General features: G+C 67.9%; 18 protein-coding genes and 1 pseudogene. 10 read left to right on the top strand and 9 right to left on the bottom strand.

The window, feature by feature from the left end:
* The first annotated feature begins 64 nt into the window (after positions 1 to 64).
* A pseudogene (locus L5G33_RS19370) lies at positions 65 to 1,506 on the top strand (ABC transporter permease subunit).
* A gap of 38 nt (positions 1,507 to 1,544) precedes the next feature.
* Here the strand turns inward: L5G33_RS19370 and L5G33_RS04195 are convergent.
* The 3 genes from L5G33_RS04195 to L5G33_RS04185 are packed head-to-tail and all read right to left on the bottom strand — an operon-like array spanning position 1,545 to position 6,234.
* Positions 1,545 to 2,681 carry an alkaline phosphatase family protein gene (locus L5G33_RS04195; protein ID WP_236996904.1) on the bottom strand — a complete coding sequence of 379 codons (1,137 nt, stop codon included), beginning with the start codon at positions 2,679 to 2,681 and terminating at the stop codon, positions 1,545 to 1,547.
* Positions 2,682 to 2,704: 23 nt separating this feature from the next.
* Complete coding sequence (locus tag L5G33_RS04190; protein ID WP_236996903.1) at positions 2,705 to 4,480, bottom strand: ABC transporter ATP-binding protein; 1,776 nt, start codon at positions 4,478 to 4,480, stop codon at positions 2,705 to 2,707.
* On the bottom strand, positions 4,477 to 6,234 hold the full coding sequence (locus tag L5G33_RS04185; RefSeq protein WP_236996902.1) for an ABC transporter transmembrane domain-containing protein: 1,758 nt from the start codon (positions 6,232 to 6,234) through the stop codon (positions 4,477 to 4,479). Before L5G33_RS04185 ends, L5G33_RS04190 begins: the two co-directional genes overlap by 4 nt.
* 122 nt (positions 6,235 to 6,356) lie before the next feature.
* Between L5G33_RS04185 and L5G33_RS04180 the strand changes: the two genes are divergently transcribed.
* Positions 6,357 to 8,078 (top strand): AMP-binding protein, encoded by a 1,722-nt coding sequence (locus L5G33_RS04180; RefSeq protein WP_236996901.1) that lies wholly within the window; start codon positions 6,357 to 6,359, stop codon positions 8,076 to 8,078.
* A gap of 81 nt (positions 8,079 to 8,159) precedes the next feature.
* On the opposite strand, the gene L5G33_RS04175 is transcribed toward L5G33_RS04180, so the two are convergent.
* Entirely contained in the window at positions 8,160 to 9,755 is a 1,596-nt protein-coding gene (locus L5G33_RS04175; RefSeq protein ID WP_236996900.1) for an ATP-dependent DNA ligase, read from the bottom strand.
* A 61-nt stretch (positions 9,756 to 9,816) separates the two neighbouring features.
* Here L5G33_RS04175 and L5G33_RS04170 point away from each other — a divergent pair, with 61 nt between their 5' ends.
* The 5 genes from L5G33_RS04170 (at position 9,817) to L5G33_RS04150 (ending at position 13,999) form a co-directional block, all read left to right on the top strand.
* Complete coding sequence (locus L5G33_RS04170; protein WP_236996899.1) at positions 9,817 to 10,725, top strand: alpha/beta fold hydrolase; 909 nt, start codon at positions 9,817 to 9,819, stop codon at positions 10,723 to 10,725.
* 106 nt (positions 10,726 to 10,831) lie between these two features.
* Entirely contained in the window at positions 10,832 to 11,653 is an 822-nt protein-coding gene (locus L5G33_RS04165; RefSeq protein ID WP_236996898.1) for a class I SAM-dependent methyltransferase, read from the top strand.
* Between the two features lie 395 nt (positions 11,654 to 12,048).
* The gene (locus L5G33_RS04160; RefSeq protein WP_236997166.1) at positions 12,049 to 12,459 is read left to right on the top strand and encodes an MTB12 C-terminal domain-containing protein; all 411 of its coding nucleotides are present in this window, start codon (positions 12,049 to 12,051) and stop codon (positions 12,457 to 12,459) included.
* Positions 12,456 to 13,178 carry an ABC transporter ATP-binding protein gene (locus tag L5G33_RS04155; protein WP_236996897.1) on the top strand — a complete coding sequence of 241 codons (723 nt, stop codon included), beginning with the start codon at positions 12,456 to 12,458 and terminating at the stop codon, positions 13,176 to 13,178. The genes L5G33_RS04160 and L5G33_RS04155 overlap by 4 nt, the downstream gene beginning before the upstream one ends.
* Positions 13,175 to 13,999, top strand: a complete 825-nt coding sequence (locus L5G33_RS04150) for an ABC transporter permease (RefSeq protein ID WP_236996896.1) — start codon at positions 13,175 to 13,177, stop codon at positions 13,997 to 13,999. Before L5G33_RS04155 ends, L5G33_RS04150 begins: the two co-directional genes overlap by 4 nt.
* Before the next feature lie 19 nt (positions 14,000 to 14,018).
* On the opposite strand, the gene L5G33_RS04145 is transcribed toward L5G33_RS04150, so the two are convergent.
* Positions 14,019 to 14,705, bottom strand: a complete 687-nt coding sequence (locus L5G33_RS04145; RefSeq protein ID WP_236996895.1) for a response regulator — start codon at positions 14,703 to 14,705, stop codon at positions 14,019 to 14,021.
* Positions 14,705 to 16,279: a sensor histidine kinase gene (locus tag L5G33_RS04140; protein WP_236996894.1), complete on the bottom strand. Its 1,575-nt coding sequence runs from the start codon at positions 16,277 to 16,279 to the stop codon at positions 14,705 to 14,707. The genes L5G33_RS04145 and L5G33_RS04140 overlap by 1 nt, the downstream gene beginning before the upstream one ends.
* Before the next feature lie 146 nt (positions 16,280 to 16,425).
* Between L5G33_RS04140 and L5G33_RS04135 the strand changes: the two genes are divergently transcribed.
* On the top strand, positions 16,426 to 17,952 hold the full coding sequence (locus L5G33_RS04135) for a cation:dicarboxylate symporter family transporter (RefSeq protein WP_308191533.1): 1,527 nt from the start codon (positions 16,426 to 16,428) through the stop codon (positions 17,950 to 17,952).
* 64 nt (positions 17,953 to 18,016) lie between these two features.
* On the opposite strand, the gene L5G33_RS04130 is transcribed toward L5G33_RS04135, so the two are convergent.
* Positions 18,017 to 18,430 carry a CoA-binding protein gene (locus tag L5G33_RS04130; RefSeq protein ID WP_236996893.1) on the bottom strand — a complete coding sequence of 138 codons (414 nt, stop codon included), beginning with the start codon at positions 18,428 to 18,430 and terminating at the stop codon, positions 18,017 to 18,019.
* A gap of 106 nt (positions 18,431 to 18,536) precedes the next feature.
* Between L5G33_RS04130 and L5G33_RS04125 the strand changes: the two genes are divergently transcribed.
* The gene (locus L5G33_RS04125) at positions 18,537 to 19,073 is read left to right on the top strand and encodes a YdeI/OmpD-associated family protein (protein ID WP_236996892.1); all 537 of its coding nucleotides are present in this window, start codon (positions 18,537 to 18,539) and stop codon (positions 19,071 to 19,073) included.
* Between the two features lie 6 nt (positions 19,074 to 19,079).
* On the opposite strand, the gene L5G33_RS04120 is transcribed toward L5G33_RS04125, so the two are convergent.
* Positions 19,080 to 19,523, bottom strand: coding sequence for a nitroreductase/quinone reductase family protein (locus L5G33_RS04120; RefSeq protein WP_236996891.1), 444 nt, complete (start codon positions 19,521 to 19,523; stop codon positions 19,080 to 19,082).
* Positions 19,524 to 19,612: 89 nt separating this feature from the next.
* Here L5G33_RS04120 and L5G33_RS04115 point away from each other — a divergent pair, with 89 nt between their 5' ends.
* Positions 19,613 to 21,925, top strand: a complete 2,313-nt coding sequence (locus L5G33_RS04115) for an FUSC family protein (RefSeq protein ID WP_236996890.1) — start codon at positions 19,613 to 19,615, stop codon at positions 21,923 to 21,925.
* Here the strand turns inward: L5G33_RS04115 and L5G33_RS04110 are convergent.
* The gene (locus L5G33_RS04110) at positions 21,912 to 23,252 is read right to left on the bottom strand and encodes a hydroxysqualene dehydroxylase (RefSeq protein WP_236996889.1); all 1,341 of its coding nucleotides are present in this window, start codon (positions 23,250 to 23,252) and stop codon (positions 21,912 to 21,914) included. The two genes, L5G33_RS04115 and L5G33_RS04110, sit on opposite strands and share 14 nt — an antisense overlap.
* Positions 23,253 to 23,261 lie beyond the last annotated feature (9 nt).

Here is a 23,261-nt window from a genome sequence, read left to right as displayed (position 1 = left end):
CCGGCAGCCCAAATCCGCCAGCTCAGCACTCGGACCGCGTTTACTGGCAACCATGACGTCTCGCATGCGCGCCATCGCGCCACTTCTGGCCGTGCTGTTCGCCGTCCTCGGGGTGATGACCGCATGCTCCACCGATTCCGGACCGGGATCGGACTCCGACGTGATCCGGATCGGCACCGAAGGCACGTACAGCCCGTTCAGCTACCACGACCAAGCCACCGGCCAGCTCGTCGGATACGACGTCGACGTCGCGAACGCGGTCGCCGACAAGCTCGGTAAGCGCGCCGAATTCGTAGAGGCGCCATGGGATTCGATCTTCGCGGCGCTCGGCGCCGGCCGGTTCGACGTGGTCGCCAATCAGGTGACGACCACACCTGAACGTGAAGCCGAGTACTCGATGTCCACGCCGTACGCGGTCGGCGAAGGCGTCATCGTCACCCGCGCCGACGACGATTCGATCACTGCTCTCGCCGAGCTCGCGGGCCGGATCTCAGCGCAGACCGCGACCGCGAATTGGACGGACGTCGCACGAAAGGCCGGAGCGCGCGTCGAGACCGTCGAAGGATTCACCCAGGCGATCACCCTGCTCAAACAAGGCCGCGTCGACGCGACGGTCAACGACAGCATCGCCGTGTACGCCTATCTCGCGGAGACGGGCGACACGTCGGTCAAGATCGCGGGGAACACCGGAGCCACGAGCGAGCAGGCATTCGCGTTGCGCAAGGACGACCCCTCGTCGACGACATCGACGGCGCGCTCGACGACCTGCGCGCCGACGGCACATTGACGCGGATCTCCCAGAAATACCTTCGGGCCGACGCCAGCGGCTCGACAGCGCAGCCGCGGTCGACGTGGGAGCTGGTGCAGGACAACCTCTGGCCGATGGCGAAAGCGACCATCACGACGACGATTCCGCTTGCCGCGATCAGCTTCGCAATCGGCCTGGTCATCGCGATCGCCGTCGCGCTCGCTCGGATCGCCGACAACCGGGTCCTAGCGTGGGTCGCGCGCCTGTACATATCGATCGTCCGCGGCACACCGCTGCTGGTTCAACTGTTCATCATCTTCTACGCGCTGCCCGAACTCGGGGTCACCGTCCCGCCGTTCCCGGCCGCCGTCGTGGCATTCTCGTTGAACGTCGGCGGATACGCGGCCGAGATCATCCGCGGCGCGATCATGGCGGTCCCGAAGGGGCAGACCGAAGCCGCGCTCACCATCGGCATGAACTATCGCACCGTCATGGCGAGCATCGTCTTGCCACAGGCAGCGCGCATCGCCGTCCCCGGCCTCTCGAACACGCTGATCTCCCTGGTCAAAGACACATCGTTGGCGTCGACGATCCTGGTGACCGAACTGTTGCGGGTCGCCCAGATCGCGGCCGCGCCGACCTTCGAGTTCCTGGCGCTATACGTCACCGCCGCGATCTACTACTGGGTGGTGTGTCTCGTTCTCTCCAGCATTCAGAGCCCGCTGGAGGATCGACTCGGACGTTTCGTCGCGACCTGAGGGGTGGCACTCACCCGCACGCTTGAGGGGTGCGGGGTTTAGGGGTTCACGACCAGGGGGACGAGCTGTTCGTCGGCGGTCCACGCCCCGTGGTGACCGATCATCGTCGACTCGAGTGGCTCCGCCTCTGGTCGGACGAGGACCGCGTCTCCCTCGGCGACGGCGACGACGTCGCCGATCCGCGCCGCGATCGCCGGTCCGGGCGTCGCCGCACCGAACCACCGCTCGTCGAACGCTTGCTCGCGGGTCACCACGCGAGCGTGCTCGCCTAGCGTCGACGTCCACGCGGCGACGACGTCGTCGCGCGCTGCGGCCGATTCGAGGTAGACGTGACGAACGCGCGCCTCCCCCGCGATCAGCCGGGCCCCGTACTGCAGTTCGGGGGCCGCGTCGAGGTCGATGACTGTTCCCGCCGAGATCATCCCGTGGTCGCCGGTGACCAGCAGTGTGCATGTCGACGGCAGGTCGTCGAACAGTTCGGCCACGGCCGCGTCGACGGCGCGGAGCTGCTCCCGCCACGGCGTCGAGCCGGGGCCGTGCAGGTGGCCTGCCATGTCGAGTCCGGGATAGTAGGCGTATGCGAAATGCCTGCCGCGGCCGGGCATTCGGGCGACGTCGAGGATCCCGTCACGCACCTCGTCGAGGGTGGCGGCCGGATGGACCGTCCCCGTCGCGCGGAAGGCTGCGCGCGTGAGCCCGGACGCCGCCTGATACCCGGGAACGACGTAGTGGATATCCACGTCGTGCGTCGCGAGACGTTCGAGATCGCTGGCCATCGGCTGCACCGATTCGGGTTCGGCGTCCGCGCGTGCGTCCGGGCCAGCCGCGGAGTCGAACGTCCAGCGCAGCGCGTTGAGGGTGCGCAGATCCTCATCGGCGCCGTCGGGCACCGCGAACGAGTAGCCGATCACGCCGTGCACCGCGCACGGGGCCCCGACCGCGAGACTCGTCAGGCTGGTCGCGGTGGTCGCCGGAAACCCCGCACGCAGCGTGGTCGACACGTGCGCGGCGAGAGTCGGCGCGTCATCAGCGGATCGCGCGAGGAGTTCGCTGCCGAGCCCGTCGATGAGCAGGACCACCACGTCTCTGCCGGACCGCACCGCGAACGGATTCGGACCGTCGAGACCGAACCCCGCCGCAACGGACGGCATGACGTCGGCGAGGCTGAGTTCCATGCGTCCAGCCTGGCACAGGCGGCTCACAGTTCCTCGCGGCCTCGCAACCACGCCGCCCAGATCTCGCTGTATCCGCCGCCTGCCGCGACCAGTTCGGCATGGCTGCCTGTCTCGACGACTCTTCCCGCATCGAGATGGATGATTCGGTCAGCGGCCGCAGCCTGACTGAGTCGGTGCGCGATGATCAACGCGGACCGTCCGGCGAGCACCGCGGCCGACGCCTGTTCCAGACGGCTCGCACCCGCGCTCCCCGCATCTGCGGTCGCCTCGTCGACGATGACGAGCTCGGCGTCGAGCAGATCGATCCGTGCGAGCGCCAACTGTTGGGTGGTCATCGCGTCGATCTCGTGGCCGTGCTCACCGACGACGGTGTCCAAACCGTCGTCGAGTGCGCGCACCCACTCGGCCGCACCCGCCTTCTCCAGTGCCTGCCACACACGCTCGTCGTCAGCGTCCGGATCGCCGAGGAGGAGGTCGTCGCGGAGCGGGCCCGAAAACACGTGGACCTCCTGCGTGAGGAGCGCGATGCGGCGCGCACGTGCGGCGTCACCCATCGCGGCAACGTCGACACCACCGAGTCGCGCAGTTCCCGCTACCGGCACGTGGATGCCGGCGAGCACTGCCGCGAGCGTGCTCTTTCCCGCTCCCGAGACGCCGACGAGTGCGACGTGCTCGTTCGGTCGGATCGTGACAGACACCTCGTCGAGGATCAGGTGGTCGTCGGTGTAGCCGAATCGGATCCCTTCGGCGACGAGGCCCGAACCGTCGTCTCCGACGTGAGGATCGCCCGCGTCCGGCGTCGTCTCGTCGAGGACGCCGACGATGCGGCCGAGGGCCGCCGCACCAGACTGCAGGTCGTCGAGCACGTACATCAGTCGTCCGATCGGGTCGAACATGGCGAGGAAGAATAGCATTGCCGCGGTGGTGGCTCCGACCGTGAGCGTGCCGTCACCGACGAGCACGAATCCGACGCACAGGATGACACCCATGCCGACCAGTTCCGCGAGGTTCAGCCGTCCGAACAGACGCGATCTCAGGACTGCTGCCTCCATCGAGCGACGGACGACCGCCCACGAGTGGGCGTCGATGCGCACGCTCAACCGTGCGCCCAGGTCGAACGCGCGGACGGTCGGCAACCCCTGCACCGGCCCGAGGACGTGGTGGGCCCGGTTAGCTGCGGCGACCCGCTCCTCGGCGTACACGGGGGGCGCCAACCGAAGGTACGTTCGTCCGGTGGTGATGTAGATCGGCGCGGTGACGACGGCGACGAGCAGGAATCGCCAGTCGAGCGCGGCGAGGCCGATCAAAGTGACGACCACGCCTGCCCCGGACATCAGCACGGACGGGAGCGCTTTGCCGATCGCGTCACCCACTTTGTCCACGTCGTCAGTCGCGCGGGACAGGACATCGCCGCTGCCGACCTCCTCGACGCGTGCGATCGGCAGACCGAGGACCTTCTCGAGCATGTCCTCGCGCAACGATGCGAGAACCGACTCGAACACCGAGGCCGCGGTCGCGATGCCGAGCCCCGCGCACGCGGCTGCTGCGATCGCTGCAGCCGCCATCCAGCCCGCTCGGGCCAGCACGTCGGCGGTGTCACCGCCGTGCGCGACGAGGTCGACCACCGACCCGAGAAGCCGCGGCGTCACGAGACCGAACGCTCCGGCGGCGGCCATCGTGACGACGACCGCGAACAGCCGCAGCCGCTGGTCCCGCAGTCGCACGGCGAGGTGCCCGATGGTTCGCCGCCAGTCGGCGACGGCCAGAGTCGCCCGCTGCGGCGAATCGGTGGTGCTCATCGGATCGTCTCCAATGCGGTTTCGGTCATCGGGTCGAGTCTGATCACGGTGTCGGCGACCGCCGCCCACGCAGGCGAGTGGGTGAAGACGATCGTCGCCCCGTCGGCGCGCGCCCGCTTAACCCGGTCGACGACCCTCGCTTCGGTCATCGAGTCGACGGCCGTGGTCGGGTCCGTCAGGACTAGGAACGTCGACTCCGCCGCGAGTGCCCGCGCGAGCCCGACGCGTTGCCGTTGCCCCCCGGAGAGCATCCGGCCGGCTTCGCCGACCGGGCTGTCGAGGCCATCGGTCAGGACCTGCGCCACATCGTCGCACGCGGCCGCGAACACCGCGCGGGAGACGCGATCGTCTCCGGCTCCGGGGGCCGACTCGATGTTCTCGAGGACCGAGCCCTCGAACAGGTGCGGTGTATGTGGCACGACGCGGACGATCCGCCGCCCGGCATGTTCGTCGAGGGTCGCGTGGTCGGTGTCGCCGATCCGGATGCGGACGCCGTCGATGACGGCGTCCCGGGACAGCGCCGTAGTGAGTCGTCGAGTCGTGGCCTGGTCCGTGGAGACCACGGTGACCCCTCGCGGGGGAATGGACAGGGCCGATTGTCTCCCGGTCGGATCGGGCAGGCCCTCGATCACGAGCGGGCCATCGGCCACATCGACATCACCGGAGTGCGAACCCGGCCCGGATTGCAGGACCGACAGCACACGTTCGGCGCTCGGCACCGCGCCGTTCCACACGGCTCCGAAGTTCGTGCTGATCGCGTTGAGCGGCCCCATCATGAACTGGGTGAGTCCGACGACGGTGATCAGAGCGCCGAGTCCCATCTCCCCGGTGACGGCCATGGTCCCGGCGGCGAGACCGACGGCGACGACGAACAGCGACGACACCGTCTGCAGCAGCGCGACATACGCGCCTTCGCTCCGCATCGCGGCGATCGCGGAGTTGCGCGCCTGCCGGCTCGCGCGGCGGTATCGAATGGTCGCGGGCCGGTCCGCACCGAGACCTTTCAGGATCCGGAACCCGGCGACAAGGTCGGCAGCCGTTCCGGCAGCGGCCCCGATGAGTTCCTGCTGTTTGGCTGTTCGAGCTCGCAGCGGCGCACCGGCCCGGTCGAGCAGCCAGAACATGACGGGGGCGCCGACGAGCACGGCGATTCCCAGCGGCCAGGAGATCCACAACAGGATCACCCCGGCGACGACGACCGCGAACATCTCCCCAACGGGGAAAACCACGAGGAACACCGCGAGTGCCAGCCGCGACACGTCCGACGTCGCGATACTCAGCGCCGTCCCCGGGAGTCTCGCCGGTCCGTCGGTCCCGGCCGGGTCGAGCATGCGGTCGGTGACCCGCATCCGATACTGGTGCTCGATCACGTGCAGTGCGTAGATCGCCATGCGTTCGCCGAACCGCCAGGTGAACGAGAGCAGAGCGAAGTCGGCTACGAGGACGACCAGCCACAATGCCAGCTGACCTCCGTCCTGTGTCAACACGGCACGGTCGATCGCCACCCCCATGATCACCGGGACCAGCGCTTCTCCCGCGAAATGTCCGATCATCAGCAACATCGCGGGAATCGCGTACTTGTTCGCTCCCCACATCGTCCGCAACACCAGCGTCCGCGCAGAGGTCTCCTCGTCGACCTGGACGTACGACCCGCGCTCGGCCGGTCTGCTCCCGGCGAGGAAACCGGGACCGAACAGTTTGACGCGGAGCGATCTCGGGTCGGCGTGAGCCGGATACGGTGAGCCATCGACCATGAAATTAGGCTATCCTACGTTGTTTGTGCTCGACGTTCGCCACTGTCTCGAGGAGACCGGAAGGTCGACTCCCCCTTCGGAGGGGTATGACTCCGGTCACCGTCACGGCACAATCGGCAACTATGACGAACTCTGCTATCGACAGCCTTCGGACCGCCCGCAACACCCTGTTGCGGTTCCGCGATGACTACGAAGCCGCGCGTACCGAGTTCTCATGGCCGGACGTCGGCGACACATTCAACTTCGCCCACGACTGGTTCGACGCGTACGCGCGCGGCAACGACTCCCCCGGCCTCGTCATCGTCGAGAACGACGGGTCGAAGGCCTCGTACACGTTCGACCGCCTGGCACGCCGCTCCGATCAGGTCGCCGCGATGCTGCGGGACGCGGGCGTCGAACGCGGCCAGAGCGTGATCCTGATGCTCGACAACCAGGTGGAACTCTGGGAGTCGATGCTGGCAATCATCAAGATCGGCGCGGTCATCATGCCGACCACCACCGCCGTCGGGCCCGCCGAGCTCACCGATCGGGCGGCACGCGGCGACGCCCGGGCCTCGATCTGCAATGTCGTCGACGCGCCGAAGTTCGCCGACGTCCCCGGCATCGACCACCGTTTCGTGGTCGGTGGCAGCGCCGAGGGCTGGCTCGACTATGCGACGGCGTCGGACGTCGACAACCCAGCCGTCGAGCACCCGGGCAACGCATCCTCAGACCGTCTGCTCCTGTACTTCACCTCGGGAACCACCAGCAAACCGAAGCTCGTCGAGCACACCCACGTCTCCTACCCGGTGGGGCACCTGTCCACCATGTACTGGCTCGGGCTCCAGCCGGGCGACGTCCACCTCAACATCTCCAGTCCGGGCTGGGCGAAACACGCGTGGTCGAACTTCTTCGCGCCGTTCCTCGCCGAAGCCGCCGTCCTGGTCTACAACTACGAGCGGTTCGACGCGGCCGCACTCCTGCGACAGCTCACCGACGAACACGTGTCGACGTTCTGCGCGCCGCCGACCGTGTGGCGGATGTTGATCAACGCCGACCTGTCCGCGGGACGTCCGGCATCGCTGCGTGAGGCGATCGGCGCGGGCGAGCCGCTCAATCCGGAGGTCATCAGCAAGGTCCGCAAGCACTGGGGGCTGACGATCCGCGACGGCTTCGGGCAGACCGAGTGCACCGCGTCCGTCGCCAACTCACCGGGCCAGCCACTCAAGTCGGGGTCGATGGGCAGACCGCTCCCCGGGGTCCCTGTGGTCCTCGTCGCCCCGGAGACTGGCGCGGCCGTCGACGGTCCGGGCGAGGGCGAGATCTGTCTCGACCTCGGCGGCCCGCAGGGCCGACCACTCACCCTGATGACCGGCTACCAGGGTGACCCGGAACGCAACGCGCTCGCAATGGCAGGCGGCTTCTATCACACCGGTGACGTCGCCGAACGGGACGAGGACGGGTACATCACGTACATCGGGCGGACTGACGACGTGTTCAAGGCCTCCGATTACAAGGTGAGCCCGTTCGAGTTGGAGAGTGTTCTGATCGAGCACCCCGCGGTCGCCGAAGCGGCAGTGGTTCCGGCCCCCGACGAGGTGCGGCTCGCCGTGCCGAAGGCCTACATCACGCTCGCGCCCGGGCACGAGCCGACCGCGGACACCGCACGCGACATCCTCGCGTACGCGCGCGAGCACCTGCCGCCGTATCTCCGCGTCCGACGGGTCGAGTTCTTCGAGCTGCCGAAGACGATATCCGGCAAGATCCGCCGCGTCGAACTGCGCCGCCGCGAGGACGACAACGCCGACGAGCGGGTGACGACCGAGTTCCGGGACGAGGACTTCGGGATGCGCGGGACGCGCTGAGCAGCACAGGTCGGAACCGGAGTCTGCGGGCACTGGAGTCTGCGGGCACTGGAGTCCGCGGGCACTGGAATCTGCGGGCACTCAGTCACCGCGCAGTCGGTCCCGGATCGACGCGATGGTGTCGGCGTCCTCCGCCGGTTTCGCGTCGACGCCGACCCGGTACCGCTTAACCCGCGCGAAGCGGAGCGCGGCGCCGCCCGGGTAGCGCGTCGACCGTTGAACGCCGTCGACGGCGATCTCGACGACGGTCTCCGGCCGCACATGCAGCACGTGGCCGTCACGTCGCTCGGCGATCGTCGGGAAGTACTCGGTCTGCCAGCGGAGGATTTCGTCGGTGAGGCCTTTGAACGTCTTTCCGACCATCACGAATCCGCCGTCGGGCCCGTAGTCGCCGTCCGGGTCGCGCGCGCCGAGGTGGATGTTCGACAGCCACCCGGCGCGTCGCCCAGACCCCTGTTCGACGGCAAGGACGACCAGATCGTAGCTGTAGACAGGTTTCACCTTCACCCAGTGCGATCCGCGGCGGCCGGCCACATAGGGCGAGTCGAGCGCTTTGACGACGATCCCCTCGTGGCCTGCCGCGAGCGCGTCGTCAAGTACGTCATGCGCCCGCTCCGGTTCGGCCGCGTCGACGAGTCGGCCGGGAATCATGTGGTCGGTCGCGACCGCGCGGAGCACCTCCCGCCGCTCGGCGAGCGGTTCGTCGATCCACGATCGGCCATCCGCGTACAAGACGTCGAAGAACCATACGGTGAGCCCTCGGACGTCGCCGCGCCCGAAGCTGCTCATCGTGTCCTGGAACGCTCGGGCCGTCCCCGACTCGTCCAGCGCGAGGGTCTCTCCATCGAGGACGAGATCGCCGCCCGGAAAGCCTGCGACCACGTCGACGACGTCGGGCACCCGGTCGGTGATGTCCGCGAGACTCCGGGTGAAGGCCCGCACCCGGCCGTCGACACGATGCACTTGCAGGCGTGCCCCGTCGAGTTTGTACTCGACCGAGACAATGCGATTGGGGGCAGCCCCGGTGGTTGCGACGGCCCCGGTGGTTGTGACTGCCCCGGTGGTTGTGACTGCGCAGGCGGGCGACGACGCGGTGCCCGCGAGCATCGGTTGGACGGGCACGCCCGGAGCCAGATCGACGAGCGTCAGGTCCTCCCCGGCGAGCGCCGCCCGCACGGTCCCGCCCAGGTCACCCGACAGCATCGCCGCCCGCCGCACCGTGCTCCGATCGGCGTCGACGGCAAGGGCTGCGGCGTCGGCGAGTACGCCTTCGAGTGCTCCGGTCCGCATCTCGCCAGTCATCACCCGGCCGAGATAGTCCTGCTCGGGTGTGGTCGCGCACCGCATCAACGCGCCGAGGATCTCCGCGCGGTGCGTTGCCGAACCCGGGCCGTGACTCGTCGACAGTCCGCCGAATGCGACGTCCACGTCGTGAACGGTGAGACTTTCCGTCGTGGCCGGGTCGACGCGCTGGTCGCGGAGGGTTCGCCACCCGATACCGAGTCTGCCCTGCACCGGTCGGCCGAGGATCAACCCGACTGCGATTGCGGCCTCGTCCGGACGCAGCCGTACCAGCAATTCGGCGAGCACATGCGTCTTGGCGGTCCGGGACCTGGTCGCCGCGACCTCGGAGGCCGCGCGCACCAGATCGACGAGAGCGAGCGCGTCGTCGGTCATCAATCCAGACTATTGGCTCAGGCTCCGACCACGGTCGAGATCGATCGGCGATGATGTCCTGATGACCACGCGTGAAGGACTCATCACCGGCGGCGACGTCGACATCTTCTACGACGAATTCGGCGATCCGCAGGATCCGCCCGTGCTCCTCATCATGGGACTCGGTGCCCAGATGGTCTTCTGGCGCACCGAATTCTGCGAGAAGATCGCCGCGGAGGGATACCGGGTGATCCGATTTGACAACCGCGACAGCGGACTTTCCGGAAGGTTCGACGACGCGCGGGTCGGCGGTCCGCCGCTGCCGGTGAAGATGCTTCAGTTCTTCTTCGGACTGCGGGCGAAGGGCGCGCCGTACACGTTGGACGATCTCGCCTCGGATGCGATGCGGGTCCTCGACCATCTCGGGATCGAACGCGCTCACATCGTCGGAGCATCCATGGGCGGCATGATCGCGCAGGTCGTCGCCGCGGACCGCCCGGACCGGACGATCTCGGCGACAATCATCATGTCGAGCAACAACCGTGCACTGCTGCCGCCGCCCGGTCCGCGCCAACTCCTCGCGCTCATCTCGCCGCCGCCGAAGGGCTCCGGCCGGGCCGAGATCATCGCACACACGGCGGAACTCACCCGCATCATCGGCTCACCGGTCTTTCCGCCGACCGACGAACAGGCGCTCCGCAACGCCACCGAGTACTTCGACCGCTCCTATTACCCGGTCGGCATCGCCCGCCAGTTCGCCGCGATCCTCGCGTCGGGCTCGCTCGCCGCCCGCGACAAACGGATCAGCGCCCCGACTCTCGTCCTTCACGGCACGCATGACAAGTTGATGCGGCCGTCCGGTGCGCGCGCCGTTGCTCGGACGGTCCCGAACGGACGACTCGTCATGGTCGACGGGATGGCCCACGACCTGCCCCAACCGCTCTGGGACCAGATTGTCGGAGAACTGACCCGACACTTCGCCGATGCGTGATCACGATGCCGCTGTTCCGTGGTTCGCCCGAATAGTCGTTATGTCGACGCACAACGCAGATGTACGCTAAGCCTTAGCTAGGTTAGGTTAGGCTTAAGGAGCAGTGATGAGTGTCGGCAAGTCGCCCAGCGATCTTCCCCTCGCAAACCGGAAGGTCGAGGACGTGCCCGGGCACTGGCTCCTCGCCAGGCTCGGAAAGCGCGTCCTCCGCCCCGGCGGTCGCGGGATGACCGAGCAGATGATCGACGACGCCGATCTGACCGGCACCGACGTCCTCGAGATCGCTCCGGGACTCGGGAAGACCGCCGCGGCGATCCTCGAGAAGAACCCGCGCAGCTACGTCGGCGTCGAATCCGATGGAGCAGCGGCAGCCCTCACCGGGAAGGCGATCGGTTCACGCGGCCGCGTCGTCGAAGGCGACGCGTCGGCCACCGGCCTAGACGACGAGTCCGTCGACGCCGCGATCGGCGAAGCGATGCTGACGATGCAGTCCGACCGCCATAAGTCGGAGATCATCAGCGAGGCGTTCCGCGTCCTGCGCCCGGGCGGCCGCTACGCGATCCACGAACTGTCGTTGAACCCCGACACCCTCGGAGACGATCAAAAGTCCGAGATCCGCAAGGCTCTCGCTCGCTCGATCAAAGTCAACGCCCGCCCCCTTACCGAGGACGAGTGGCGCACGATCCTCACCGACGCCGGATTCACCGTGGAGAAGGTGCGTTTCGCGCCGATGGCGCTCCTCGAACCGCGCCGCGTCCTTGCTGACGAAGGCATCCTGCGAACGCTCCGCTTCGTCGGCAACGTCCTCCGCGACCGCGGCGCGCGCCGCCGAATCCTCGGCATGCGCTCGGTGTTCGTGAAATACCGCGACAACCTCGCCGCGATCGAGATCATCGCTGTCAAGCCTGTCACTCCCGCCGCACCGTGACCGAGTTCGACTATCCCACTGACAGTCACGCCGCAACCGACGAGCCCGTGACACCGCCCCCGCCCGCGGCCAAGCCCAGGGCCGGCGGTGCCCAGTGGGGCACGGTCATCTGCTCGGCGGTCGCTGCACTCGTGGTCTCTGCGCTCATCGTCGCGATCGGTGTCGTCGGAGTCGTGATCGCGGCTCCGGACGAGGAGACTCCCACCACCGTGGTGAATCTCGGCTCAGGCCAGGGCGCCGCGACCGTCGCGCAGCCTGCGGGCGATACGACCACCGATTCCGTGCCGACAGGTTCGCCCGACACCGACGGCGGGCCGACAGGCACCACGCCGACTCCGGGCGTGCCTGGCGCGCCTGCGGACACCGACTCGCCAGGACAGACGCCGTCGACTGCGGTGACCCGAGCACCGTCGTCGAACGGAACGCTGCCCGCGAACTTCCGGGTCACGTCCGCACAGCCGACTGTGTCCGACCTTGACTCGATCGTCCGGTTCCTGGTCGCCACACCCGCATCGGACGAGGCCAAAGCGGCGAACATCGAGGGCGGGATGACCGCCGTCGTGGTACCGCGCACCGTCTATACGCTCGGGCTGTTCCGCGCTCCGCTGGGATGGAGCCAGGTGAGTGGCCCGCTGGAGCGCAGCGGCGACTCGGTGACCGCGGCACTTGCGAGTGGATCGGCGGGGCGCCCGACGATCCGACTCCGCATCGAGTTCAGGCGGATCGACGGCAACTGGCGTCTGGCCGCGAGTTCGCTCTGCCAGGGCGTCAAGACCGTCGGCCTCAACGTCTACTGCAACTCATGATGTCGACAGTCGGTGCGACCGTCGGCTACGGCGGTCGCCCGGTGCTTTCGAACGTGTCGCTGACCGTCGGCGACGGGCGTCTGGTCTACCTCCTCGGCCGCAACGGCGCCGGGAAGTCGACGTTGCTGCGGGCGATGTGCGGAATGCTTCGTCCCAGTGAGGGTGCGGTGCTTGTCGACGGGGTGCCGCCGTGGCAGCATCCTCGTCCCGCCACCACGATCGGAGTCCACCTCGGAGCCGACGCCGCCGGCTCACCTACCGGACCGAATCCGGCACACACCGGACGCAGACATCTGCGGTGGTTGGCGGCGGCGGGCGGCACCGATGTGGCGCGCGTGGACCGGGTGCTCGTCCGGGTCGGGCTGGCCGCCGACGCCGATCGGCGCGTCGCCGACTACTCGCTCGGCATGCGACAACGGCTCGGCATCGCGGCCGCCCTGCTCTCGGACGCACCCAACGTGATCTTCGACGAGCCGGTGAACGGCCTGGACATCGACGGGATCCGCTGGTTGCGCAAGCTCCTGCGTGGCCTGGCCGACGACGGTCGCGCCGTCTTCATCGCCTCCCACCTGTTCGATGAGGTGTCGCGCACCGCCGACCGGGTCATCGTCCTCGACAAGGGGCGGGTCCATGCCGACGCGTCGCTCACAGAGTTCGTCGGCGCCCACGCCGACCTGGAGACCGCGTACCTCGACCTGATCCGACCGGCGGGCCGATGAACGCGCTCGCCTCTCTGCTCCGCGCAATCCGCGCCGAGACCGTCCGGTCCGCCGGACTCCGCGGCCCGCTCGTCTTCGCCGCCCTGCCGGTGGCGGTGCTACTTCCGCTCATCGTGACGTTCGGTGTCGCGGCCGTCGCCGAGCGTTTCGCGCGCCTGCCCGTCGAGATCCAGGTGACCTCGGTGCAGACCAGCAACGCCGTGTACTGGGTGATCGTGTTCACCGTCATGGGGTGGGCGGTCATCGCGGCGACCGCTGGCGCCGACGCGACGGCCGGGCCGGGCAGCGACCTGCAACGTCACCTGTTTCCGCGTGTGTGGACGGGGCCCGCGGCGCGGTGGATCGTGTACGGCGTCTACGCGGCGATCACCGCGCTGATCTTGGTCGCGCTGGTACTAACGGTGCTCCCGTTCGCTTTTCCCCTCGTCTACGAGGGCGTCGATGTGACGTCGCCGGCGGGCGTCCGCTTCCTACTCACCGTGCCGGCGTACGCGTTCATCGCGTGCGGCGTCGGTGTCGGTCTCGGCGCTGTGATCGGACATCCGGTGGTCGCAGCAGCCGTGCTCCTCGCGTGGGTGTTCGTCATCGAGAACGCGATCGCGCTGGTGCCCGACGGCTACACGCTCCAGGGCTACATGCCGTTCCTGAACGGCCAGTTCGGCACCGGTCAAGAACTCGCGTTCACCCCCGGATGGGATCCGAACGGAGCCCTCCTCTATCTGCTGGGTATCGCGATCGCGGTGTTCGCGCTCGGGTGCGCCGCATCATTGTTGCGACGATCGCGGACTCGCGTCTCGTCGACGAACAAGACTAGGTCGTGAACGTCCGACCGTCCGCTGGTCACAACCAGCGGTACTTGTTCTCCGGGCGGCCGCGCCCGCCGTACTCGGGCACGAGTTGGCAGACCCGGTCTTCGGCCAACCGTTCCAAGTAGCGCCACGCCGTCACCCGGGACACCCCGGTTCGTCGAGCGATCTCGCTGGCGCTCAACGGTTGCGTCGACTCACGCAGCGTCGACGTGATCAGTTCGAGAGTGGGGCCCGCGATCCCTTTGGGCGTCGCAGGCCCGTCCGAGGGTTCACGGAGCGCCGCCAGCGCGGCGTCGACCTGCGCTTGGCCGGTCTCCGCGCCGCCGAGCATCCGGCGATACTCCCGGTAGTTCGCCAGTTTCGCCGCGAACGCCGCGAAGGTGAAGGGTTTGATCAGATACAGCAGGGCGCCTCGAGCGACCGAGGTCCGGATCGTGTCGATGTCGCGGGCCGACGTCACCATAATCACATCGGGTCGCGGCGTGATCTCGGCGACTGCCGCGGCCACGTCGAGCCCGCTCATGTCGGGCAGTCCGACGTCCACGAGGAGGACGTCGACCGGTGCGGGACCGGCCGCGGCACGTGAAACGGCGTCGATCGCCGCAGCGCCTGTGCCGACCGTCGTCACGACGTCGAATCCGTCCACGCGACGCACGTACTCGGCGTGCGCCTGCGCGATTCGCGCCTCGTCCTCTACGATCAGGACTCCGATTGCCATCAGTTCTCTTCCGTGTCGCGCGGCAGGACCAGTTCGACGGTCGACGGATCCCGGTGCACAGTCAGCGTACCGCCGCGCCGCTGCGCCAACCGGCTGAGCAGGGCCAACCCCTGCCCTCGTCCATGGATCCGATCCAGCCCAGCCTTGGTCGAGTATCCGCGTTCGCGAGCACGCTCGAACTCCTCGTCGCTCATGCCAGGACCGCTGTCGAGCACCCGAAGCGACCACTGTCCGTCGACGATGCCCGCATCCACTTCGACCCATCCGTCGACCCCCGCGGCGTCGACGGCATTGTCGACGAGATTGCCGACCGCCGTCAACGCTTCCGAGGGAGTGAGCGGCCCGCCGACGAGGTCGGCGCCGTCGGCGACGGTCACTTCGACGCCGACCGCCGCAGCTTCGGCGACCTTCGCCACAAGCAGCGCGGTCACCGCAGGGTCGGCCGCCGACGCCAACTGGTCGACGAGTCCCTGCGACGAGGTGAGCTGCTGGGTGGCGAAGTCGACAGCGTCGTCGCGTCTGCCGAGTTCGATCATGGTGACGACCGAGTGCATGCGGTTCGCGTGTTCGTGAGCCTGTGCGCTCAACGCGTTGGCGAGCGATCTGACGGCGTCGAGTTCGCCGAGCACCTCCTGCAGGTCGGTCCGGTCGCGGACGGTCAGGACGGTGCCGATCCGCTGGGCTGCTCCGGTCACCGCTTGGCGATTGGCCAGCAGAACCCGGTCGCCGCTGATGTGTACCTCGTCGACCAGGTCGTCGTCGCCGCGCAGCGAGGCGGGCAGATCGGCGCGCATGATCGGACGGTCCGGCAGGCCAAGCAGACGCCGCGCCTCATCGTTGACGACGGCCGCCGGTCCGTCCGGCGCGGCGTCGTCGAACACGATCATGCCCTCGGCGAGCGCGTGCAGGACCGCGTTGTGATGTTCGTAGAGTTCGCGCAGCGCGTCGGGTGTGAGGCCCAGCGTCTGTCTGCGCAGACGGCGTTCGAGGAGCAGTGCGACGCCGACCGCCACCGCGAGCCCCACCAGGACCACCACCACCAGGATCGGGATCACGCGGCGCACTTGATCAGCCAGACGTGCCCGCGTCACACCCGCCGACACGAGCCCGATGAGCACGCCATGCTCGTCGTACACCGGTGTCACAGCACGGATCGACGGGCCGAGGCTGCCCGTGTACTCCTCCGTGAACGTCTCACCGCGCAGTGCGCGGTCGACCGTCCCGGTGAATCGGCCGCCGATCCTCGCAGGGTCGGCGTGGGTGTAGCGCGTACGGTCCGGCGCCATGACGACGATGAAATCCATGCCCGTGGCGTGGGCGACTGCGTCGGTCTCCGGCGCAAGCAGCGCCGTCGGGTCCGGCGACGTCAACGCCTCGGCCGTCGACGGAGCGGTCCCGATCGCGACGGCGACCGCTGTGGTGCGTTCACGCGCATCGTCGTCGGTGCGGTCGCGTTCGGCCCACACGAATGCGACCGACCCGACCACTGCGACGACGAGCAGGAGTGCCACCTGCGCGACGAATACGCGGGTGGACACGGCCGGGTGCCAGCGCCCTCGCATCGCACCGATCATCGCTTCACCTCACCGCGTTCCATGGCCGCCTCCCGGGTCCGCGTTCCGGGACCTGCCGTGTACAGAATGAACACAAGAGTGCTCCTCGTCACATCGTCCCCCATGATTCTCGTATCACTGCGCATGAGAGTCGAAGGAGACTAGCTGTGACAACCTCACCGGGTACCGCGTCCCAGGGCCCTGAAGCCCACTCCGCCGAAGCCCACTCCGCCGAACCCCAATCCACGGGGCCCCAGGCCGCTGCTGGCAAGCCCAAACGCGACCGCACCCACTACCTCTACCTCGCTGTCATCGTGGCAGTGATCGCGGGCGTGGTGGTCGGCATGGTGTGGCCGGAGTTCGGCAAGGACCTGAAGCCGCTCGGCGAGATCTTCGTGAACCTCATCAAGATGATGATCTCACCGGTCATCTTCTGCACCATCGTGCTCGGCATCGGTTCGGTGCGCAAAGCGGCCAGCGTTGGCCGGATCGGCGGCCTCGCGCTCGCCTACTTCATCGTGATGTCGACGTTCGCGTTGGGCATCGGCATCCTCGTCGGCAATCTCCTCAAGCCCGGCACCGGTCTGCATGTGACGGCGGGTTCGGGAGCAGAGTACGCCGAGCAGGCACACGAAGGCGGTGGGACGTGGGACTTCATCAACGGAATCGTCCCCGACTCGATGCTGTCGGCGCTCACCTCCGGCAGCGTCCTGCAGACGTTGTTCATCGCCCTGCTCGTCGGTTTCGCACTGCAGGCGATCGGCGGTTCGGGAGAGCCGATCCTCCGCGGCATCGGTCTCATCCAGAAGCTCGTGTTCCGCGTGCTCGTCATGATCCTGTGGATCGCTCCGGTCGGCGCATTCGGTGCCATCGCGGCCGTCGTCGGCTCCACCGGCTTCGAAGCCGTCAAGCAACTCGGCCTGTTGATGCTCGGGTTCTACGTGACGTGCTTCTTGTTCGTGTTCGTCGTCCTCGGTGTGCTCCTTCGCTTCGTCGCCCACCTGTCGGTGTTCAAACTCGCCCGCTACCTGGCCCGCGAATACCTGCTGATCGTCGCGACGTCGTCGAGTGAAGCCGCGCTCCCGCGGTTGATCGCGAAGATGGAGCACGCCGGTGTGGAGAAGTCGACGGTCGGCATCGTGGTCCCGACCGGATACTCGTTCAACCTCGACGGCACCGCGATCTATCTGACGATGGCGTCCTTGTTCGTCGCCGACGCGATGGGCGCCCCCCTGAACTACGGCGAGCAGTTCTCGCTCCTGCTGTTCATGATGATCGCGTCCAAGGGCGCCGCGGGCGTCACCGGCGCCGGGCTGGCCACCCTGGCAGGCGGTCTCCAGAGTCATCGGCCAGACCTGCTCGACGGCGTCGGCGTGATCGTCGGCATCGACCGCTTCATGTCCGAGGCCCGCGCGCTGACCAACTTCTCCGGCAACGCGATCGCGACGCTCGTCATCGGCACCTGGACGAAGACCGTCGACACCGCGAAGACCCGGCGCGTCCTCGACGGCGACGATCCGTTCGACGAAGCCTCGATGGTCGACGACCACGAACCGGACGATGCTGAGCGCGCGCCGGAGCCGATGACCGAGAAGCAGGCGACCGAGCAGAAGGCGGCCGAACAGAAGGCTGTCGAACAGAAGGCGGGAGCCGAGCACGCGTCCGGGACTGAACGCCAGCCGGCGGTTCTCTGACCCGCCACCGCCCCACCACGACGGATGCCCGGTCTTCGCTTGCGCGGCAAGCGAAGACCGGTCGCTACTTCGTGATCCCGGTCCGCCGCTGCTCGATGATCAGGCAGCGATCCTCCACGTACAGCAGTCCGGCGCGCTCGGCAATCTCACGCGCTTCGTCACTGATGATCCCCAGTTGCAGCCACAGCGCGGTGGCGTTCGCGGCGACCGCTTGCCGAGCGATCTCGGCGGCATCGGCGGCCGGCCGGAAGACGTCGACGAGTCCGACCTGCTGCGGGACGTCGGCAAGGGTGCGGTACACGTTCTCCCCGACGATCTCGTCGGCGCTCGGGTTCACCGGGATGATCCGCCAGCCTGCCTTCTGCATGTAGGCGGGCACCTCGTTGGCGGCCTTCTCCGGGTTCGCGCTCGCGCCGACCACCGTGATCGTGTCGTAGCGGTTGAGGATCTGTTCGACGACGTCGTCTGTGCTGGCCATGCACTCCACTGTAGAACCGATCGGGAATCAAGAAGGCCGACCGGCGACGCGCCGACTACGCTTGAGACCCACAACGTCCTCGCCCCCTGGAACGACAGGAGCCGCCATGTCCGCCAGCGCACCGATCACGTTCGACGCCCAGATCGACGAGGTCAACGGTCAGACGATCGTGCGTCTGCCCGCCGAGGCGAGCGCCGCCCTGCCCTCACGCGGCCAGGTCGCCGTGACCGGCAGCATCGACGGGCACGACTACGCTACGGTCGTCGAGCCCGATGGCAACCGCGGGCATTGGATACGACTCGACGAGCCGCTCGCCTCCGCACTCGGCGCAGCGGGCACCGTCGTCGCCACGACGATCGTCCCCGCCGAGCAGTGGCCAGAACCTGTGGTTCCCGACGATTTCCGGTCCGCATTGGACGACGCCGCGGACATCGCTCAACTCTGGCGCGAGATCACCCCGATGGCCCGGTGGGAATGGGTCCGATGGGTGCAGGCGACGAAGAATCCGACGACCCGGGCACGCCGCGTTGACGTCGGCGTCTCGAAACTGCGCGACGGCAAACGCCGTCCCTGCTGCTTCGACCTCTCCTCGTGCACTGATCCCAACGTCGCCAAGAGCGGCGTCCTGATCGGCGCGAAGTAGCCGCGATCAGGTGCGTGGCGTGAGGATCACGACAGGTATGTCCCGGTCGGTCTTGCGCTGGTAACCGTCGTAGCCTGGGTTGATCTTCACCGCGGTCAGCCACAGGTCCGCCTTCTCCTGCGCGTCCGCGGTACGCGCGCTCCACGGCGTCGTGGACTCCCCGAACGTGACCTCGACGTCGGGGTTCGCGACGAGGTTCTTGTACCAATCCGGGTGCTCAGAGTGGCCGCCCTTGGACGCGATCACGACAATGCGATCGGCTTCGAAGATCGGTGCGGTCAGCATCGACGACCGCCGCTGACCGGACTTACGGCCGATCGTGTGCAGTTCGATCGTCTCCATGCCGAGCAACTTCTTCGGGAAGCGGCCGCCGGTCACCGCGAGCAGCGCACGGTGCCCGTTCTCGAGGACCCACGCGCCCGCGGACGCCGTCACGTCAGAGAATGTCATGACGCTATCGTGCCCTGCACGCGCAAGATTGTCGATACCGATCGTCACAGACATGCGGGCCGGTTCGGACGACGTATCCTAGAATCTGTATGTCTCACACTCCCGCTGCTTCTGCTCCCCGGACAGCGGAGAGACGCACCCGCCAGAGGGTCGACGAATGGCTCAACCGCTTCGTGGCGTCCGATCCGGGCCTGACCCGACTGCGGACAGCGGTGCAGACCGTCGTCTCGGTCGCCGCGGTCATCGGCGCCGAATGGATCTTCGTTCAGTTCGCGCACCCGCTCATGGTGTCCGGCGATTCGGCCGCTGTCGCCGCAGAGAATCGCGCCGCCGGAGTCATGGGCATGATGGTCGTGATGGTGTCGAACTTCGCCGGCCCGATGTTCACGACCGTCCGCGACGGCGTCGTCGGACTCGCCCTGCTTCCGTGCGCCATGTTCGTCGGCGTCGTCGCGGGCCTCGCCCTCGCCGACGTCCGAGTGGTCGCGCTGCTCGTGATGATCGCCACGCTCGGCGGCGCCGGCTTCCTGCGGCGGTTCGGCGCGTGGGGTTTCGTCCTCGGACAAGGCCTGTTCATGGGCAACTTCCTCGGATTCTTCCTCGGCCGTCTCACCGATGTGAGCGGTGTCGGATGGATCGGCGCCGAACTCGTCATCGGCGGAACGGTCGCGATCCTCGCGCAGCTCGTCCTGTTCTATCCGAGTCGGTGGTCGGCGGTGAAACGTCTCCGGTCGTCTTTCCTCGGACGTGCGGACGGGGTCGCCGCGGCGACGGTCGACGTCCTCGACCATCCAGGTTCGCCGCGGTATCGGGAACGCCAGCACAAGAAGCTCGTCCGGTTGAACGAGACGGCGTTGATGATCGACGCTCAGCTCGCCGAGAATCCGCGGCTCCCGATCGGGACAACGGCGGCCGAGATCCATCGGCACGTGTTCGCCGCCGAGCTCGCGTTGGCGAATGCGGCCCGCTTCGCGCGGTCGATCGCGGTCTCCGACACCCCCGACTCCGTCACGCGCCTGGTCCGCGACTCGATGGTCGCCATCGAGCACCGCGCCCCCGAACCCGTCGACCGCATCGGACGCACTCTTCGTGAGGCCTTGCGCGACGATGAGATCCGCTCGGGCATCGACGACGACGTACTCGTGGTGCTGCATCGCTTCGCGACCTCGGTCATCGACTACGCACGAGTCCTGGCAGCGATCAGCAGGCAACGGTTCGAGTCGTATCTCAAACGCGTCCGCTCACACGAGGTCGCCGAGCAGGACAGGTTCTCGGCGTCGGTCTCGCTGGTCTCCGGCTGGTTGCCCGGGTCGTCGACGGTGAGCGCGACCGCGTCGAAGGAGAAGGCTGCACAGGCGATGACCGCACGGCTGGACCCGTCCGTACGGTCCGGCATCCAGATGACGGTCGCGGCGTCGATCTCCGTGGTCGCCGGCGTCCTCATCTCGTCGGACCGATTCTATTGGGCGGTGCTCGCGACGTTCGTCACGTTCATGGGGGCGAACAACGCGGCGGAGCAGGTCCGCAAGGGTGCGTTCCGCGTCATCGGCACGATCCTCGGCGTGATCGTCGGCGCGCTCCTCGCCGAAGCGGTCGGCCAGAACGTTCCGGTGTCGATCGCCGTGATTCTCGTGTCGCTGTTCCTCGGCATCTACCTGATGCGGATCAGCTACGCGTTCTTCGCCATGTCGATCACGATTCTCGTCGCTCAGCTTTACGTTCAGCTCGCCGAGCTGTCGGCTGAGCTGTTGGAGATGCGAGTCCTCGAGACGGTCGTCGGCGCTGCCGCGGCCGTCGCCACCGTGATCTTCGTGCTCCCGTTGCGGACCAGCCGGGTGGTGCGCGTCGCGACGCGTGAGTTCCTCTCCGCGTTGTCGGCGTTGATCGCCGCGACGGTGCGCGGGGTGCGCGACGGCGACGGCGGCCACCGCCTGGAGACGGCGTCACGCGAGGTCGACGTCGCATTCCAGGCATTGGAGTCGGCCACGTCGCCGAGCCGCGCGATGCTCCGTGTGCCGGGGACCTTCGGCGGCGTCACACAGCAGTGGTGGTCCGCCGCGAACGCCGCGCACTCGTACGCCCGCGACCTCGTCGCCGACGCACGGTGGTGCACCGGGATCGACGGCGAGGCCGGGGCTCGACTCGACTCCGCGACCGCGGCGATGACCGACTCGATAGCAGAACTGTCCGACTCCCTCTCCGAGCATCGATCGATGCGCGTCTACACGCGGTCGGCGTCGTTGTTCGAGCGGGTGGCGGCGGACCTAGACGACCACGGTAGGCTCACCCCGCGTCAGCTCGTGCTGCGCGACCTCCAGCTGATCGACGGCGCGGTGGCCGCTCTCGCGGTGTCGGCCGAACTGCAGGTGCGTGCGGTGGACACCGCCGTCACCGGTCGCTGAGAATCACGTCGACGGCGCGCGCAGCGCTCTGCGCGGCACCCTCCATCGTCGTCGTCCAGTCGGTGCGGGTCCAGTCACCGGCCAGCGCGAAGCCACGAACGGCGGTCCGCTGGTCCGGACGTATCCCAGCGGTTCCCGGACGTTGCGCGAACGTCGACTTCGGCATCCGCACGACGTGCCCGTGGATGACCTGTGCGTCGGCCGCGCCCGGGAAGTACCGGCGCAGCATGGCGATCTGGACGTCGATGATCTCATCGTTCGTCTTGCCGACGAGTTCGTATGATGCGGACACCGTCGTCGAATAGAAGTAGTTGTCCTTCGGTTCGCGCCCGTGCATGCGCTGTCGGTCCCAGACCTGTTCGAGGACGCCTTCGCCGCCGTAGAGGATCTCGCCCCAGTCGGCCATCCCGATGTCCCGGTCGAGGTAGAGGTTGACGCTCACGATCGGCACCGGCGTCAACTGGTCTGCGGCGGCGTAGACCGCTTCGTGCCCGGGAACCTGATCGAGCAGCCCTTTGACACTCCACACGGGAACGGCACAGATCACGGCGTCGGCCGGAATGTGCTCGCCGTCGTTCAACGTCACCCCGGTCACGGCGCCGTCGGCGACGTCGATCGTCGAGACGACCGCCCGGTGGCGGACGTCCACACCGTTGTTCGCGAAGAACTTCTCGGCGCCGTCGATGAACAGCGTGTCAAGGTCGACGGTCGGGTATCCGATCGAGATCGCCCGCTTGTGCACGAGCGCCCGCCTGACCCCCGTCACCAGGAGGTCGGCAGGCACCTTGGCTGACGAGATCTCGGTCTTGTCGCCGGTCAACCCGATGACGATGCCGTCCCACAACGCGTCGCGCGCCGCCTGCGGCATCTTGATCCGACGGAACCACTCGTCGGCCGTCACATCGTCGAGCCACGCGGGCTGACGGAGAACGTGGCGGATGAGTCTGCCCTGGGCGAGCATGGTCCGGGCCCGGTCCAACCCCGCCACTCCCGGCAGTGCGCCGAACGCCGCACGCAGCCCAGTGAGGCCGCCGAACGCCTGACGGTGCGACGTCCCGTCGGGCAGGCGGATACTCATATGGCCGGGGAACTCCACGTAATGGCGCGTGCCGACGCTCTCCAGGTATCGCATGAGGTCTTCGTAACCGCTCGCGAACACGTGCTGCCCGTTGTCGGGGACGTCGTCGACGGCGGCGATCGGCATCGAGATCGTCCGGCCGCCGAGCGAGCCGCGTCGTTCCAGAATCGTCACCCGGTGACCGGCTTCGGTCAACCACACCGCAGACGCCAATCCCGCCAACCCGCCACCTACGACTATGCAGTCCATGTCCGCAAG

The sequence above is a fragment of the Gordonia liuliyuniae genome, assembly GCF_021738805.1.
Classification (GTDB): Bacteria; Actinomycetota; Actinomycetes; order Mycobacteriales; family Mycobacteriaceae; genus Gordonia; species Gordonia liuliyuniae.
This window is presented reverse-complemented; position numbering and strand designations above follow the sequence as displayed.

Excerpts from the sequence above, each read along its gene's own strand:
- L5G33_RS04195 (WP_236996904.1), bottom strand. The coding sequence starts at position 2,681 with ATGGAACTCAGCCTCGCCGACGTCATGCCGTCCGTTGCGGCGGGGTTC.
- L5G33_RS04190 (WP_236996903.1), bottom strand. The coding sequence starts at position 4,480 with ATGAGCACCACCGATTCGCCGCAGCGGGCGACTCTGGCCGTCGCCGAC.
- L5G33_RS04185 (WP_236996902.1), bottom strand. The coding sequence starts at position 6,234 with ATGGTCGATGGCTCACCGTATCCGGCTCACGCCGACCCGAGATCGCTC.
- L5G33_RS04180 (WP_236996901.1), top strand. The coding sequence starts at position 6,357 with ATGACGAACTCTGCTATCGACAGCCTTCGGACCGCCCGCAACACCCTG.
- L5G33_RS04175 (WP_236996900.1), bottom strand. The coding sequence starts at position 9,755 with ATGACCGACGACGCGCTCGCTCTCGTCGATCTGGTGCGCGCGGCCTCC.
- L5G33_RS04170 (WP_236996899.1), top strand. The coding sequence starts at position 9,817 with ATGACCACGCGTGAAGGACTCATCACCGGCGGCGACGTCGACATCTTC.
- L5G33_RS04165 (WP_236996898.1), top strand. The coding sequence starts at position 10,832 with ATGAGTGTCGGCAAGTCGCCCAGCGATCTTCCCCTCGCAAACCGGAAG.
- L5G33_RS04155 (WP_236996897.1), top strand. The coding sequence starts at position 12,456 with ATGATGTCGACAGTCGGTGCGACCGTCGGCTACGGCGGTCGCCCGGTG.
- L5G33_RS04150 (WP_236996896.1), top strand. The coding sequence starts at position 13,175 with ATGAACGCGCTCGCCTCTCTGCTCCGCGCAATCCGCGCCGAGACCGTC.
- L5G33_RS04145 (WP_236996895.1), bottom strand. The coding sequence starts at position 14,705 with ATGGCAATCGGAGTCCTGATCGTAGAGGACGAGGCGCGAATCGCGCAG.
- L5G33_RS04140 (WP_236996894.1), bottom strand. The coding sequence starts at position 16,279 with ATGATCGGTGCGATGCGAGGGCGCTGGCACCCGGCCGTGTCCACCCGC.
- L5G33_RS04130 (WP_236996893.1), bottom strand. The coding sequence starts at position 18,430 with ATGGCCAGCACAGACGACGTCGTCGAACAGATCCTCAACCGCTACGAC.
- L5G33_RS04125 (WP_236996892.1), top strand. The coding sequence starts at position 18,537 with ATGTCCGCCAGCGCACCGATCACGTTCGACGCCCAGATCGACGAGGTC.
- L5G33_RS04120 (WP_236996891.1), bottom strand. The coding sequence starts at position 19,523 with ATGACATTCTCTGACGTGACGGCGTCCGCGGGCGCGTGGGTCCTCGAG.
- L5G33_RS04115 (WP_236996890.1), top strand. The coding sequence starts at position 19,613 with ATGTCTCACACTCCCGCTGCTTCTGCTCCCCGGACAGCGGAGAGACGC.
- L5G33_RS04110 (WP_236996889.1), bottom strand. The coding sequence starts at position 23,252 with ATGGACTGCATAGTCGTAGGTGGCGGGTTGGCGGGATTGGCGTCTGCG.